General features: G+C 48.1%; 13 protein-coding genes. 11 read left to right on the top strand and 2 right to left on the bottom strand.

The features are described from left to right. Window positions 1-44 precede the first annotated feature (44 nt). The 9 genes from RSX24_RS07600 (at window position 45) to RSX24_RS07640 (ending at window position 13,583) form a co-directional block, all read left to right on the top strand. Entirely contained in the window at window positions 45-1,070 is a 1,026-nt protein-coding gene (locus RSX24_RS07600) for a phosphotransferase enzyme family protein (protein ID WP_343260166.1), read from the top strand. A 285-nt stretch (window positions 1,071-1,355) separates the two neighbouring features. Beyond that, complete coding sequence (locus RSX24_RS07605) at window positions 1,356-3,158, top strand: sensor histidine kinase (protein ID WP_339272833.1); 1,803 nt, start codon at window positions 1,356-1,358, stop codon at window positions 3,156-3,158. Continuing rightward, entirely contained in the window at window positions 3,145-4,686 is a 1,542-nt protein-coding gene (locus tag RSX24_RS07610) for a response regulator (RefSeq protein ID WP_343260495.1), read from the top strand. The genes RSX24_RS07605 and RSX24_RS07610 overlap by 14 nt, the downstream gene beginning before the upstream one ends. Before the next feature lie 188 nt (window positions 4,687-4,874). Continuing rightward, on the top strand, window positions 4,875-6,425 hold the full coding sequence (locus tag RSX24_RS07615) for a glycosyl hydrolase (RefSeq protein WP_343260167.1): 1,551 nt from the start codon (window positions 4,875-4,877) through the stop codon (window positions 6,423-6,425). Between the two features lie 82 nt (window positions 6,426-6,507). Further along, complete coding sequence (locus RSX24_RS07620) at window positions 6,508-8,682, top strand: alpha-galactosidase (RefSeq protein ID WP_236412292.1); 2,175 nt, start codon at window positions 6,508-6,510, stop codon at window positions 8,680-8,682. A 214-nt stretch (window positions 8,683-8,896) separates the two neighbouring features. Further along, complete coding sequence (locus tag RSX24_RS07625) at window positions 8,897-9,856, top strand: ABC transporter permease (RefSeq protein WP_339272828.1); 960 nt, start codon at window positions 8,897-8,899, stop codon at window positions 9,854-9,856. Window positions 9,857-9,871: 15 nt separating this feature from the next. Then, window positions 9,872-10,810, top strand: coding sequence for a carbohydrate ABC transporter permease (locus RSX24_RS07630; RefSeq protein ID WP_236412294.1), 939 nt, complete (start codon window positions 9,872-9,874; stop codon window positions 10,808-10,810). Window positions 10,811-10,901: 91 nt separating this feature from the next. Next, entirely contained in the window at window positions 10,902-12,584 is a 1,683-nt protein-coding gene (locus tag RSX24_RS07635) for an ABC transporter substrate-binding protein (protein WP_236412295.1), read from the top strand. Between the two features lie 36 nt (window positions 12,585-12,620). Then, window positions 12,621-13,583: a glycosyl hydrolase gene (locus RSX24_RS07640; protein WP_343260168.1), complete on the top strand. Its 963-nt coding sequence runs from the start codon at window positions 12,621-12,623 to the stop codon at window positions 13,581-13,583. Between the two features lie 209 nt (window positions 13,584-13,792). Here the strand turns inward: RSX24_RS07640 and RSX24_RS07645 are convergent, their stop codons facing one another. After that, complete coding sequence (locus tag RSX24_RS07645; RefSeq protein WP_339272824.1) at window positions 13,793-14,311, bottom strand: DUF3231 family protein; 519 nt, start codon at window positions 14,309-14,311, stop codon at window positions 13,793-13,795. A gap of 155 nt (window positions 14,312-14,466) precedes the next feature. On the opposite strand from RSX24_RS07645, the gene RSX24_RS07650 reads away from it, so the two are divergent. Both RSX24_RS07650 and RSX24_RS07655 read left to right on the top strand, forming a co-directional pair. Beyond that, window positions 14,467-15,321: a manganese catalase family protein gene (locus RSX24_RS07650; protein ID WP_343260169.1), complete on the top strand. Its 855-nt coding sequence runs from the start codon at window positions 14,467-14,469 to the stop codon at window positions 15,319-15,321. A gap of 133 nt (window positions 15,322-15,454) precedes the next feature. After that, window positions 15,455-15,742, top strand: a complete 288-nt coding sequence (locus RSX24_RS07655) for a WGxxGxxG family protein (protein WP_236412300.1) — start codon at window positions 15,455-15,457, stop codon at window positions 15,740-15,742. Between the two features lie 90 nt (window positions 15,743-15,832). Here RSX24_RS07655 and RSX24_RS07660 read toward each other — a convergent pair whose 3' ends face one another. Then, the gene (locus tag RSX24_RS07660; RefSeq protein WP_236412301.1) at window positions 15,833-16,630 is read right to left on the bottom strand and encodes a helix-turn-helix transcriptional regulator; all 798 of its coding nucleotides are present in this window, start codon (window positions 16,628-16,630) and stop codon (window positions 15,833-15,835) included. Window positions 16,631-16,684: the final 54 nt, after the last annotated feature.

The following is a 16,684-nucleotide window of genomic DNA, read 5'->3' on the forward strand; positions in this document are numbered from 1 at the left end:
ATCGTATAAATTATAACGAGGTCGTTCAAAATTGTGGTGAGCATTTGCTTGCTTTAGGATCCCAGTTGTTCGGACTGGAAGGTTATGAATTCCTGCTTATTCAGGGGCATCAAGGAGGGCGGAATGTTGTTTATACCTGTGAGAAAGAGGGTTTCGACCCTCGAATACTTCGAATCGCTTTCTTGCCGGACCGGAGCCGGGAAGATTTTCTGGGAGAAGTGGAGTATATCAGGTATTTATTCGAGCATGGAGGCAGTGTCTCGAATGTAGTCAGCTCCAAGAAGGGGAATTTGCTGGAAGAGGTCACTTATGATGACCATACCTTTTTTATTTGCCTGTTCATGAAGGCCAAAGGTAAAATGCTCGTGGAGAATCATTATCAGTACCGTGAAGGAGCCCCGATTACCGAATACTACTATAATTGCGGTAAAGTCCTGGGAAAACTGCACCACATATCGAAAGGGTATGCTCCGGTCCATCGCCGGCATCATTTTTTTGACAAATACAATGCCGCGTATATCGATAAACGAGTACCCGAATCCTTCACTCTGTTGAAGGAAAAGATGGTTGAACTCCTTGCCTCTTTAAATGAATTGGATACGAACCGGGAGACTTTTGGTGTGATCCATTTTGATTTTAATGACGGGAATTATTCGATCGATTTTGATACCGGGCAAATCACCGTATATGATTTCGATAATTCATGTTTCGGCTGGTATATGTACGATCTGGCTGATCTCTGGACCCATGGAGTAGGCTGGATACAATTTGAACCAGACGCGACTAAACGTAAACAGTTTATGGACGATTATTTTGAAACCGTCCTCGCGGGATACCGATCCGAGACCGCAATCGATGATTCGATGTTAGAGAAGCTGCCCTTATTTATTCAAGTCACCCTCCTGGAAAATATTCTAGACGAATTTGAGGAAGTGCAGCGTAGCGGCGAGGAACCGAAGTGTGACGAGGAACTGTCGTATCTCATCAAATGTCTGGAAGACGATATACCGTATAAGGGATTTTTCCATGATATTTATTCTAGTGATGAGCCCTTTGAGTACGAGGGATGAGCTAACGGACGGGTGCGAAAAAGTAAAATCAAATGAATAATAAACGAGGCTGCCGGCATTGACCGGCAGTCTTTTCGTTCATTTGCAATCAGGAGCATCAGAAAAGATCATGTTGAGCGTTTTGATATTCAATGATAACATGAATCCTACTTTAACATTTCATTGACTAACCCAAATGAGTAGAGTACATTGTTTGGTGTCAAAAGGAACCACGGAGAAACCAATCTATGACAACGTGATTACTCTCATGAGGACTGAACGAATGGAAGGAAAGAGGACTGTGCGATGCGTTTGATCCAAATCATCAACGATATCAGGCTGAAAAGAAAGCTCTCCCTGATCTTTATCACTGTGGCCGTGCTCCCGCTTTTAATAAGCGGTATTTACTTAACGAACAAGCTGCGCGAAGTCATGGTCTCGAATGCCTTCGAACAGGCCAGCGATAACGTGGAGCGCGTTCAGAAAAGGACTGCGGAGGTTATTAATGTAGCGCTGGATATTTCCTATCAGCTCTCTAACGATAACCGCATGAAATCCATAGCAAGCCGCAGTTATGACAGCTACAACGAAGTCATTCAAACCTATCGCCAATATACGGATATCCGGGATTATGTGCGGCTCTATAAAGAAATAAAAGCAATTCGGTTGTATGCGTCGAACCCAACGATGCTGAATAACTGGGAATTTATGCAGCCAGATGAACAAACGACGAAGGAAGCGTGGTATGTGTCTGCCCTGAATAAAAAAGGACTGGCAGGTTGGGGATATATTCAGGATGAGAGGGATCAGAAGCATTACCTAAGTCTGGTTCGGAAAATTAATCTGGATGATTTGAAAAATGAAAGCGTTCTGGTGATCAACGTCAATTCTGATTTGCTGAACTCGATTCTTTCCCAAGAGTCGTTTGCTACCATGATCGTCGATGACAGCAATAACATCGTAGCAGCCAACCGGCCGGATCTTTATGGCAAAAACCTTTCGGCAGTACATGCGGAGAGCAATATGTTATGGCAAAGCGAAGGCAGTTTCGATGCGGTCATGAACGGTAAAAATTCCAAGGTGGTTATTGCCAACCTGAACCCGCAGAATAGCTGGAACGGGCTGCGGATCATTTCGATTTTTACGATATCCGATATTGTTCATGATGCAAACGCTGTCATCCGTATATCTGCATTCGTTGTAGGCGGATGTTTGGTCATTGCCGTCCTGCTCGTTTATGCATCGGCATCATTAATTACGGGTAGGCTGCTCCGGCTTAGCAAACATATGTCCCAAGTAGGTACATTGTCTTGGGATTCTTATCTCGACCTGGACGGAAAGGATGAGATCGGACAACTTTCCAGACAATTTAATGCCCTTGTTCATCGAATAAGCCAGCTGATGTTCGAGGTGGAAGAGAGTAACCAGCAGAAACAGTTACTTCTGCAAAAACAAAACGACATCAAATTCAAAATGTTAGCAAGTCAGGTGAATCCCCACTTTCTGTTCAACACCCTTGAGTCGATTAGGATGGAAGCGCACCTTCGAGGGGAAGAGGACTTGGCCCAAGCCGTATGGCAGCTTAGCATTTTGATTCGCAACAGCCTGGAGGTGGGGAGCCGCCAAATTCCGCTATCGGAAGAGTTGAATATGGTCCGCTGCTACTTGGAACTTCATAAATTCCGATTTGAGGATCGGCTGCAATACAAAATGGATATCGATCCGGCAACCGAAGGCATCGAGATTCCGCCGCTGATCATCCAACCTTTGGTTGAAAATTCGATTCTTCATGGGTTAGATCGCAAAGAGGAACCGACACTGATCACCGTTCGGACCAGGCTGAACGATCACGGAGAGTTATTCGTCGAGATCCAGGATGATGGTGCGGGTATTCCTCCAAAGAAAATGAAGGATTTAACGATGCGTTTAATGGACTCCGAGGAACCTGGAAATCGTATTGGCCTTCGCAACGTGAACGATCGACTGCAGCTTACCTATGGTCAAGGTGCAAGGCTTTCCATCGAAAGCGAAGAGGGCCGAGGAACCTGCATTACATTTTGCATACCGAAGAAGGGAGTGGAACCTGTTGTTTTCAGTGACAATCGTTGATGATGAGCCGAAGCTGCGTCTGGGATTGCAAACGTTAATACCGTGGAAAGATCTCGGGTTCGAAGTCATGGGGACGGCAGCTGGCGGGAATGAGGCGCTCCGCATGTTTGAAGAAAAGATTCCGGATGTTTTGTTAGTCGATATCCGCATGCCCGGCATGGACGGGCTGGAACTCCTTCAGGAGATCCGCCTCCGCGGCTGGCACATTCACGTCATTATACTCAGTGGTTATGCGGATTTTGAGTATGCGCGCCAAGCCCTTCAATTCGGCGTTGAAGCATACCTGCTTAAACCTGTAAACAAGGAAGAGCTGTCAGCATTGCTTCAAAAGATTCATGGCCAGCTTTCTGCAAAAAAGCAGGAAAAAAGCATGGTACAAAAGACCAATTCGCCAGAATGGATCCTTTATTCTTTACTGTCCGGCAGACACGATTCAGAAGATTCCTTATTAAAGGAATGGTCTGGCTCATTTCAGGCAAAGTGGACCAAATATCAAATCCTTCTAATCGGCTTCCCGGGTTCGCACCCGGAAGAAAGCGAGCGGATTCATAGCTTCAAGGATGTATTGAGCAGAACATATACTTTCGAGCGTCAAGGAATCGTTTTATATTTTGCTCCGTATATCGTCCTATTGCTCGGGGACCCGCCTGTCGGGGACTATGGTTGGACAGAGCTGCATAAGAATCTCCAACTCTTGTCGGGAGAGCTTCGCTTTGAAATGGATGTTGCGGTTGGACAACCCGTTCGATCGTTGGATGAGATCCTTCATTCTTTTCGAACGGCCCGCTCCCTGTTGGAGCGTAGTTTTTTTTACGATAAGGGGAGGCTTCTGACTAAAGAAACGCCGGAAAGCTATCCAAAAGAAACCGTCCCATCTCCAGCTTTATCTCGATCGAGCAAGGAAGAAGAGGCGTTCAGGCTGCATTATTTGGTAGATGTTGGTCATGCGGAAACGATCTCCTCCTTTCTGGATGAAATAGCATTGCAGCAGGTGGTTCATCACGCGCAGGAAAAGGACATTCGCGACCATTTCTTTTACCTCGCCAATGAAACGGTTCGAAAAATTCATCCCCGTATTTGGTCTTTATCAGGTTATCCAGGAGAACCGGCGCGATTTCTAGCCGAAATATATAATTCCCGTTACATCCGGGAGCTCGTCAGCCACGTTTCTGTAGTGATGGAAAAGCTGGCACGCTGCTCCGATTATAACAGCAAAGACAACGAGATGAAGCGATTGCTTGATTATATAGATCGGCACTATGGGGATAATCTAAGACTGGAAATGCTCGCCGTGTTGTTCAATTATAGCAGCTCCTATCTGGGCCAGCTCTTCAAAAGTTACACGGGGGAATATTTTAACGCATACCTTGATCGGATCCGGATCCAAAAAGCGAAAGAAATGCTGGCACAGGACATGAAGGTGTACGAAGTCGCTGAAAAGGTAGGGTACTCCAACGTGAATTATTTCCACACGAAATTCAAGAAGCTGGAAGGAAAGTCTCCTTCCTTTTATCAGAAAAAAGAATGATCTGCAGCATCACTCCTCTGCAAAGTCAGTAAACGACATTGTAGGGGAGTTTTTTGATTTCTAAATGAAAACAGAACTGTTTTTCTGAAAAAACAGTGAATATCCGTATGAAATGATTTGAAATTTGTGATATGTCCGCAAGTCCCCTTTACCAATATAGTTGAAACGAAAGGAGGGAAATTCACAAAATGAAAGCGATAACAGGACCAGCCATACTCTTTTCATGCATCGTCATGTCGGGTTTTGCCTGCTGCAGGGCGGACGCAGCCATAACGGTACCAGGATTTGTCGTTGATCGGGCTGAAGCGGTGCTTCCCCATCCAACCCAGGTGCTGAAAGTAACCTTTGAAGATGCTTCCATAGAAGGGTACGGCATCAAGAAGCGGTATGGGACCATCGCCAAAGCAGAAGACAAGTCATACGATGGCGAAGGCTATCTTTCATTCTTTTTCGAGGAGGATCCGGATGCTGCGGTGAAGAACGGAAGCGCTGCATTCAGCGTTAACGTGCCGGAAGGCGGGCTTTATGAGTTAAGCTTGGGATACTACATTCCTGAAGGCAATGGAGATAAGGCCACGTCTATTCAAGTTAATGGTTCAGGGGCTGGTGAATTGACGCTCGATGCCCCAAAAGCGGGAACGGTCCGGGCTGAAAAAAAGATGACGAAAGTGCTTCTTAACGCCGGCAGCAACTCCATCAACATTTTTCGAGGCTGGGGTTACTATGGTATCGAGTATATAAAGCTTGAACGTATACATTCCCCCGCAATCAAAAGCAAGGTACAGATCGACGCCTTAAGCAACTCCGAAGCGATGCCGCAAACCAGAGCACTCTTCGATTTCATGGTCAGCCAGTATGGAAAGAAGATCATTTCGGGACAGCAAACGCTGGAGGATGCGGAGTGGGTCAATCGGCAGACGGGCAAGTACCCTGCGCTTGTTTCCGGTGATTTGATGGACTATTCTCCATCCCGTGTCGAAAACGGAGCCACCTCGAATGAGGTTGAGGAGATGATGGAGTGGCATAAACGTGGAGGCATCGTATCACTGAGTTGGCATTGGAATGCGCCGAAAGGGATCGGAGGCAATGAACCCGGGCACGAATGGTGGCGAGGTTTTAATACCGAGTTCACGACCTTCGATGTAGAATATGCCCTTAGCCATCCGCAATCGGAAGACTACAAGCTTTTAATTCGGGACATCGATGCCATTGCCGTTCAATTGAAGCGATTGCAGGAGCATAACGTTCCCGTACTTTGGAGACCGCTGCACGAAGCGGAGGGCGGCTGGTTTTGGTGGGGAGCCAAAGGCCCCGAACCTGCCAAAAAGCTATATAGGCTCATGTATGAGCGTTTGACCGATCACCATCATTTGAACAATCTCATCTGGGTTTGGAACTCCGTTAAGGAGGAATGGTACCCCGGAGATGATGTGGTCGACATTGTAAGCGTTGACGTTTACAACCCGTCAGGTGACTACAGCCCGAACATTGCCAAGTATGATGAACTTTTGTTTCTGTCCAACCATAGGAAGCTTGTCGCGCTGGCCGAAAACGGGCCGATCCCGGATCCGGATTTGCTGCGGACTTACGGCGCATATTGGAGCTTTTTCAATACCTGGACCGGTGAATATATTCGAGACGGCAAAACGAATACAAAGGCCCATTTGAAAAAGGTGTATGATCACGACGCCGTGATTACCCTGGACGAACTTCCCGAAGGATTGTACGGCAATCCTTAGCTCTGGAACGACAGATCATTTAATTCGTTTATGGTTGCAGGAACTTAAACATAAATCTAGATGAACAGGAGTGAATGATGTAGTGGCAGTATACGTTGACGAGTTACGGCAAATATTTCATCTGCAATCCCGGGTGACCAGCTATGTTGTTCAAATCGTAGAAGGCTTTCCTTTACTGGTATATTGGGGACAACCGTTGTCCCATGATGGAAACTTGGAAAATCTAGTCCCGGGTTTGGAGAAGCCTGCCCTGGATTCCATGCCCCAAGAATATCCGCAATACGGAACAGGCGATTTCCGGTCGCCTGCATATCAAGTTCAGCTTGAAGACGGGAGCCGGATTACAGAGCTTCGCTACAAAGGGTATACGACCACTGTTGGCAAACCCCCTCTTGAAGGTTTGCCGTATGTTTATACGGAATCGGATCATGAAGCCGATACGTTGGAACTGGAACTGGAGGATGCGTACACAGGCATGACCGTTTGTCTGCGATATAGCATTTTCGGCGATGGAGCCATTACCAGATCAGTTCATTTTAAGAATAATGGTCAAGGAACGCTTAAACTGCTGCGCGCGCTAAGTGCAAATGTGGATTTGTACGGGAAGAGCCATTATGATTTGGTGTACCTTGCTGGTCATTGGGCACGGGAGGCGCATATTCAACGCAGGCCGCTTGGTCCTGGAGGGACCAGCCTCGGCAGTCGTCGGGGAATGAGCAGCCACCAGCACAATCCGTTCGCGGCCGTAGTCAGTCCGGGCACAGACGAGGATCATGGCGAGGTGTTTGCGGCAAATCTGGTGTACAGCGGCAATTTTCACGCTGAAGCGGAAGTCGATGCTTTTGGAATCGTCCGGTTGGGCATTGGACTGAATCCATTCGATTTTTCCTGGGTGCTTCATCCTGGGGAATCCTTTCAAACCCCCGAGGCAGTGCTTGTTTATTCCAACGAAGGACTTGGAGGCATGTCCAGAATCTATCATCGACTTTATCGGAATCGCTTATGCCGTGGGGTGCACCGGGACAAAGAACGCCCCATTCTCGTGAATAACTGGGAGGCGACGTATTTTAATTTTACTGCCGAAAAGATTGAAGCGATTGCCAAAACAGGATCTGAGCTAGGCATTGAGCTATTGGTGCTTGATGACGGCTGGTTCGGCAAGCGGGACAGCGACAACAGCTCCCTTGGGGATTGGGTCGAAGATCGCCGAAAGCTTCCGAATGGCCTGCGCGATTTGGCGGAGCGCATTGAACGTCACGGATTGCAGTTCGGGCTGTGGTTTGAGCCGGAAATGATTTCGCCGGACAGCGACCTGTACCGCAAGCATCCGGACTGGTGCCTGCACGTTGCGGGCCGTCGTCGGACGGAAGCACGGTGGCAGCTGGTGTTGGATCTTTCGCGGCCGGAAGTCCGGGATTATTTGTATGACGCACTGGCTGACATCTTCACAGGCGTGCCCGTTTCTTACGTGAAATGGGACATGAATCGCGCATTGACCGAAATTTGCTCTGCAGCGGCTTTGCCGGAGCATCAGCAGGAGATAGCGCATCGTTACGTGCTGGGTCTCTATGAACTGTTGGACAAGCTGACTACAGCCTTTCCCGAAATTCTGTTTGAAAGCTGTTCTAGCGGTGGCGGCCGGTTTGATCCAGGGATGTTATATTACATGCCCCAAACCTGGACAAGTGACAATACGGACGCCGTGGAACGACTGAAAATCCAGTATGGCACCAGTCTGGTGTATCCGGTAAGCACGATCGGAGCTCATGTGTCCGCTGTGCCGAATCATCAAGTGCACCGCGAAACTTCGCTCAAATTCAGGGGTGACGTTGCGATGTCGGGGAATTTTGGCTATGAGCTTGATTTGACGAAATTTAGCGATGCTGAACAATCTCAGGCAAAAGAACAGATCGCGATGTACAAGGAACTCCGGTCTCTCGTTCAACAAGGCAATCTGTATCGGCTTCGCAGTCCATTTACAGGGAATGAAACATCCTGGATGTTCGTGTCGGAAGATCGATCCGAAGCGATCGTATTTTTCTTTCGCGTACTGGCCAAGCCCAATCCTGCAACGGATATGCTGCAGCTCAAGGGATTGGATCATTCGCTTGTTTATACCGTTCAAGGGGCGGATGGGGACGTTGGAACATACGGCGGAGATCGCTTGATGCAAGCAGGCTTGATTATCCCGCCTCTTGCGGGTGATTTTAATAGCGTATGGTTCAAATTAAGCGCTACTCGGCAAGAAAGGGCATAGCTCAGCGTTATTCTGCAATGGTTGAATTTCAAATTTAAAGGATCGGGTCCCCTGCAATCTTCTTTAACCGCAGGGGATTTCATTTTACAACGATTGAAAACAAGATTGAATTTTCTGAAAGGATCGAAGATTTTTGAATGAATTCATAATAAATCTCCGATATGTCGCCATGAACATCATTGTTTTATGATGAGAGAGGAAAGGGGGGGATGAAATGAAAGCGATAACAGAAAAGAAAAGCATCCGCACACGGAAACACAAGCATTCGCAAAAGTGGAAAGTGTTTAAGAACCAGAAGTATCTCTATTTGATGTCATTTCCGTTTGTAATTTGGGTGTTCATATTTCAGTACTTGCCCCTGTGGGGCTGGACGATGGCATTTCAAAACTACAGACCCGGCAAAGGATTTTTCGATCAGAAATGGGTCGGATTTGAACATTTCCAAGCGTTGTTCCAAGACGAGCACTTCTACCTGGTGTTAAGGAATACGCTTGCCATGAGCTTGATGGGGCTTGTGGCCGGTTTCGTGTTTCCCGTATTATTCGCAGTGCTTCTAAACGAGGTACGTGCTCAGGTGATGAAACGTTTTGTGCAGACCGTATCTTACCTGCCTCACTTCGTGTCTTGGGTCGTCGCCGCAGGCATCGTCATCAAAATGCTGTCGACCGACGGTGGCGCGGTCAACGATTTGCTCCTTGGACTGCATTTGATTGACCAGCCGATTCAGTTTATGGCGAAGGGAGAGCTGTTTTGGGGAATCGTGACCGGAGCCGACGTTTGGAAGGAGACAGGCTGGAATGCCATTATCTATTTGGCGGCCATTTCCGGAATCGGGCCTGAGCTGTATGAGGCGGCGAAAGTCGACGGTGCCAGCCGTCTGAGACAAATATGGCATATCACGCTCCCGGGCATCAGGCCAACGATCATCGTGCTTTTTATTATGTCGATCGGCCATCTTGTGAGTATCGGATTTGAAAAGCAGTTCCTGCTCGGCAACCATATGGTCAGCGACTATTCCGAAGTATTGGATTTGTATGCTTTGAATTACGGTTTATCCATGGGGAGATATTCTTTCGGTACCGCAATCAGTATTTTCAATTCGGTCATCAGCGTGATTTTGCTGTTCGTCGTGAATGGGATCTTCAAAAAATTCGCTAACGAAAGCATTATGTAAGGAGGAGGAACAGACATGGACGCATCCGGGCCGACAGCATCTTCCATCAAACCCAAACGACCGAAGATTGCCGCCAAATCCCCCCAAGACTGGATTTTTGATACCTTTGTCTACGTGTTTATTGGAATCGTTACAATCGCCACGCTATATCCGTTTCTCAACGTGCTCGCTATTTCCTTTAACGATTCCGTAGATACCGTTCGGGGTGGGATATCGATTTTCCCTAGACAATTCACTCTGGAAAATTATAAGCTCATCTTTAGTTACGACGGGTTGATCACCGGATTTAAAATCTCGGTGCTTCGAACGGTCATAGGTACGCTGGCAGGTCTTGTCAGCGGATCGATGGTTGCTTATACACTGGCGCGCAAGGAATTTCAGGGACGGCGTTTTGTATCCGTATTTCTGGCGATCACAATGTATGTATCCGGCGGCTTGATTCCGGGCTTTATTCTGATCAAAAACCTGGATCTGATCAATACGTTCGCTGTTTATATTTTGCCTGGACTCGTAAGCGCCTTCAACATCTTTATCATCCGTTCGTTCATCGACGGCATTCCTTATGCTCTGCAAGAATCAGCCAAGCTTGACGGGGCGAACGATTTCACCATTTACTGGCGTGTCATTCTCCCGCTTACCAAGCCTGCTCTCGCAACGGTGGCGTTGTTCCTCGCTGTGGGACAATGGAATTCATGGTTCGATACGTACCTTTATAATGGTTCCAATGACTCTCTGACGACGCTGCAGTATGAGCTGATGAAAGTGCTTCAGAGCACGACGACCAACGCTAACGACGTCCGCGGGGAGAACATGTCTCAACTGGTAACCCAAGTATCTCCGGACTCCGTCAAAATGGCGATTACCATCATAGCTACGGTTCCGATTCTCATCGTTTATCCTTTCTTGCAGAAGTACTTCGTGAAAGGCATGACGCTGGGTGCCGTCAAGAGCTGATCGGGCGAGCAGGAACATGCCCTTGGATCATCGCGGTATCCTGTTGACCTGTATAACTTCGTTTAATTTAAAATGGGGAGTGTTTGTTTTTATGAAAAAGCGTACCCGAAAAACAGCGGTTTCACTGCTGGCGGCTGGTCTTTTGCTTAGTCAGCTCGCGGCCTGTTCAGGAAGTGGGGATGGGGAATCCGCCAAGGGCGGAAACGGCACGGGTCCAATTACCCTTACTTATTTTTCCGAGGACGGAAGTCCGAACTGGAATAATATGCAGGACCGTATAGGCAAGGTCATCACGGAGAAAACCGGCGTCGTGCTGGATGCCGAATTCGCGGTAGGTGACCCTGTGCAAAAGGTATCCATCATGGCTGCCACCGGTGAAGTTCCTGATCTCATTGCCGCCAAAGCGGACCTCGGCAAGCTGGTGGATGTCGGTGCAGTCCTCGACCTGACGGACCTGATTGAGGAGCATGCTCCTAATATTAAAAAAATGCTGGGCGACAAGCTTGTTCGCGCCAAATACAGTTTGGAAGATCAGGCCATTTATGCCATTCCGACCTGGTCTGCGGTCGATGAGCGAAAATTCAAAGCCGACGGCGGCTTCCAGCTTCAGCATCGCGTCGTCAAAGAAGCAGGCTATCCCGAAATTCGTACGGTGAAGGACTACGAAAAGGTGATTACGGACTATTTGGCCAAACATCCAACCGATGAAAACGGCAATAAAAATATCGGATTGACCATTAACGCGGACGATTGGCATATGTATCAAGTAACGAACATGGGATTCTTCACGACAGGCGCGCCAGATGACGGCGAGTACTATGTGGATCAGGAAACATTCGATGTCACCTACCATTTCCGCCGTCCGGAGGAACGGGAATATTTCCGTTGGCTGAACCACATGAACGATATAGGTTTGCTGGATAAAGAAAGCTTTGTTCAAAAGACGGACCAGTTCAAATCCAAAGTTTCGTCCGGGCGGGTGCTTGGACTGATCGACCCCGCATGGGACTATGGCGATGCGCAGCAGGCTCTGAAGGCTGCCGGTAAATTCGATCAAACCTACGGCCATTATCCGGTAACGTTGTCCAAGGAGTATAAGGATACCAACTTTTGGTCAGCCGGTTTTGACGGAGGATACGGCATAGCGATTTCCAGCGAATGCAAGGATCCGGTAGCCGCCATAAAATTTCTCGACTATCTTGCTTCGGAAGAGGGACAGATCCTTATGAACTGGGGGATCGAAGGACAAGATTACATCGTTCAGGATGGAAAAAGAGTCGTACCGCAGGACGTGCAAGAAAAGATGGATCAAGAAGGCAGTGCTTACATGAAGGAATCGGGCCTCGGCCTGTATTGGAACCTTTCGGTTCATTATGGCGACGGAATCAAGGATTCTACTGGAAATTACTTTACGAAAACCAACAGTGATCTCCTGACTGCTACGTACAGCGCACCCGAAAAAGAAGCCTTGGCTGCGTACAACGTCGAGCACTGGAGAGATCTTTTCCCGAAAGAAGAAGAGTTTCCTGAAAGAAAAGCCGGCGCAGTGTACAATATTGCTCTGCCAAGCGATAGCAAGGCGACCATTCTTATGGCCAAAATGAAGGATATCACATGGAAACGAATTCCGGAAGCCGTTATGGCCAAACCGGAAAACTTCGATAAAGTCTGGGACGAGTACATGGCGGAGCTGGACAAAGCAGGTGTAGAAGAAATGGAAGAGGCTTTTGGCCAATACGTCAAAGACCGCGTTAAGCTGTGGAGTGGTCAGTAAGCACTCGATATATGATCGACAGAAAGGCAGGACAATATGAAATCGATACCTTGCAATCCTAAAGCTTCGGATGAAGTACGGTCCGTACTGAACTATTTCAGCGAGATTCAGGGGAAAGGCATCATTACTGGACAGCACACACAAACGATGGCGCAAGAGGAATTGGACTATATCCATCAAGTAACGGGAAAGCTGCCAGCGCTATGCGGATTCGAACTTCTGGGCTATTCTCCGAACATCAATTATGAAGACAGTGGCGAAGACTGTTTGCTGGAAGTTTCCGAAAATCAGGATACGCTGCAAAAAGCTTGGGAATGGGTGCAGAATAACAAAGGCTTGCTTACGTTCACATGGCATTGGTTTTCTCCACTTCGCGGGCGGGATAAAAGCTTCTATACGGAACATACGGACTTTAACGTGAAGAAAGCGATCGTGGAAGGGACGCCGGAATACAAAGCCTTGCTGTCCGATATGGACCACATGGCCGAAATTCTGCGGGAATTTTGCGACAAACGCATTCCGATCTTGTGGAGACCCTTTCATGAATCGGAAGGAACCTGGTTCTGGTGGGGGAGCCATGGTCCAACCATTGCGAAACAGTTATACCGGATCATGTATGAAAGGTATACGAATCATCATGCGCTGACGAATTTGATTTGGGTGTGGAACTCACCGCTGGCCGAAGGTTATGTTGGAGATGACGTGGTTGACATCATTTCGAGAGATATGTATCCCCCGGCTCACCAACATACCGATTTGCGCAAGGAATACGAGGAACTGGTTGGCATTACACCAACCCCAAAACTTGCCGCGATCGGAGAGATCGGTCCGATTCCGAGTATCAGAGACTTATCCGCCTCGCGTATTCCGTGGCTGTGGTTTATGACTTGGTCTCAGGATTTTGCCAGAACGGAAAAGTTCACGACTAATGAAGAGCTGCGCAGCGCGTATCACTGCGACTATGCGATCACGCTAGACAAGCTGCCGCAGCTTTATTGAAGGGTTGATTTCAATATGCAGGGAATCGGACCTGGATGTCGTGACCAAACTAAAAGGCTCTACTGGCTTCATGCCGGTAGAGCCTTCATCGCCCATGCTTGTGGGGGAGGGTCCATACAAGTATGGCCCCTATTCCTGACATTTAAACAATGCCTTTCGGAATATCATCGGTTCCACCGAAATCCTGCTGGAGAACCATGAATTGAAACCTATTTTTCATCAGAATCAGGTCGTTTAACTTGAAGAGGTGGTGGCACAAGCCACCCTTTTTCTTTATTCATTTGCAGAATCTTTACGCCCAATGCCGTTTTAGTGACATGATATTTGGCGAACAATGCCCCAATGTCCTCTCGGATGGATTGACCCATGCCTTGGCTGGCCGCAACCAACCCTAATGCGTTATCGGCTGCAATCTTTGCCGCTATTTCAGGATCCGTGAATCTCGCTCCAACCGGAATATCTTCCCATTTCACAGGGGGCCTTTCCGGCAAAACGGGAGCAGGAGTAATTCCGTTTTCGGTCAGCAAGGTGTCACATTCTTTGATCTCCAGTTTTGCTTGGTCCAATAAAGTATCCAAAATCTTTTTCAAATCCTGATCACCGGCATGATTCAGATAGGCCTGATAACAGGATACCGCTCCCTTGGCTGCCACGGAACATTGCCATATACTGAAAATCTCCCCGTAATGCATCGGTTCATTTTTCGGATTGCCGCTCAAAATACCCATCTTATTATTCCTCCTCGGATTTTTTACGGATTTATGCTTTCCATCATCAAGAGATCTATGCATGTACAACCAAACATTGGCTAGGCTCCATTTCACATAAAATCACAAATGCAGCCGGAAGCTAAAGCGGTAATTCACTTGAATGGAGGAAAAGCATGTTTTTTTATCGTGAAGATCTCATTAACATGATTGTCCCGGACAAGCCTGATCCGGCAGCGGCGAAAGTGCTGCAAGAAACGCTTGGCGGGCAATTCGGGGAAATGCGTACCATGATGCAATTTTTCTTCCAAAGCAGCAATTTCCGGGGCAAAGCAACGCAGTTCCGGGATTTGATCCGCGGCATCTTTCTCGAGGAACTAAGCCATGTCGAACTGGTTCAACAAACGATCAATCAATTGTTGACCGGGGCAGGTGCCGAGGGTGCAGGCAATGCAGGCGTTGACGGCGCTCCGCTGGACGAAGCGATTAAACATGCCAATCCTCATCATTACATTATGGGGGCCCAAAGCTCGCTGCCTGTGGATGCTGCAGGCAATCCTTGGCTGGGGAACTATGTATATGATCACGGTAACCTCGTAAGCAACCTGCTGGATAACGTGGTGTTGGAATCCACGGGGGTTCTTCAGAAATCGCGAATTTATGAAATGAGCACCAATAAAACGTTCCGGGAAACGTTGGCTTTTCTCATCGTTCGCGATAATGCGCACCAGAATGCATTCGCAAAAGCGCTGGAGACGTTAGGCGTTCAGTGGGGCAAGCTGTTCCCCGTACCCAATTACGATATTAACAAATATCCGGAATGCCGGAAGTATGTAGATCTCGGCTTTCACAATGCCCAGTTCAACTTCCGCTTGGATCAGACCCGCATTGCGGAAATATTCGATGGACAAACCCCAAGCCGAAATGGCGGACAGCTTCGTGTGACCGATCCTCCGCAGGGGTTTCCGCTTCCACAAATGCCGGAGCTTCCTAATGAGCACAGTCCCGGCTTGCATGATTTGAACGCGTAAACCGTTGAAAAATGTTGCTTTATCATGCACCTTATGCGTGCAACGTCGATGTATAAAACGATGGAAAAATGATGAAGAATATGAATCGGCATGTTGGAGATGCTAAAACCATAACCAATAAGGAGGGCTAACCTTGAAGAAAAAAGTAACGGCTGTTATTGCAACATTTCTTTTTGTTTTCGCTTTGGCACTTCCGGTATCTGCTCAAGAAGCAACACAAATTGCTACGGCTACAGTGAATGACCAAAATACCGTGTATACCCATGATGCAAGGTATAATACGAACAACGTCAGAGCGAACTCAGCTACAACCACCGACAACAACAGAGGTATCGATTGGGGCTGGCTCGGCTTGTTAGGATTGTTTGGATTAGCCGGCATGCGAAAAAGAGTATCGGATCCGGACCGTTCCAATCGATAAACCGCAAGTGGTGTTTTAAATGCCAAAGATGATACACGATCCTACCATATTCAAGTCATTTAAGTCGCTACTATAGCGACTTTTTTGCATTTATAATGATTTGCTTGTCGTCTCGGCCAAACCGGCATGAGCGGAACGGCGGTAGGCGCGAGGCGTGCAGCCCGCCAGTTTCCTGAATTGCCTGGAGAAATGCTCGACGTTCCGGTAACCGCAGAGCTCGCTGATGTCCGATATGCGGGAATGACCGTGAACGAGCCGTTCCTTCGCCAATCGAATTCGGGATTGAATGACGTCGTCCATGCAGGAAAGGCCGAATGTGGCCCTGTATAACGATTGCAGGTAGCCTGGGCTAAGATGGACCTGTCTGGCCATTTCGGCTACCGACCAATCTCGGCCGGGTTGGTTATGAATCGCCTTTCGCAAGTCCAGCAGGTTCTGGTAATGCGGCGTAGATTCGTTGGACTGCGAGGCTTCAAGCAGTTTGTTGAACAAGATCCGGAACAGGTAATCGATCGACAGCTCGTGATAATCGCTTTCGAGGAAATGCTCGGTCACCAGCAGCTGGAACAGCTGATGGCAGTATGCCGGATCTTTCAGCGGAATCGGCACGCCGAGCGGCAGCGTCGTTTCCAGTACATAAGGCTCGCGGGAATCAAAGCGAACCCAATCATTGACGTATCGTTCCGAACAGGCGCGGTACAAAATTTTCCGGTGGGGCGGATAGAGCACGGCGCAGTGGGCAGGATAGGCCTTGATTTCGCCGTTCACCCAAAACTCGGCCGGCGTGTGCGCATGGATCAGCAGCCAGAAATCATGCCCTTTCGGAATGTCGTAGACGAAATCGGACGGATGGGCGGCATCATAGCCGGCGTAGAAAATCGTTGTCATCGTTTCCTCCTATCTCAGGATAGATCAATTTTTTGTAAGCATAGATCATTCTTT

The sequence above is a fragment of the Paenibacillus hubeiensis genome (assembly GCF_032334105.1).
Lineage (GTDB): Bacteria > Bacillota > Bacilli > Paenibacillales > Paenibacillaceae > Paenibacillus > Paenibacillus hubeiensis.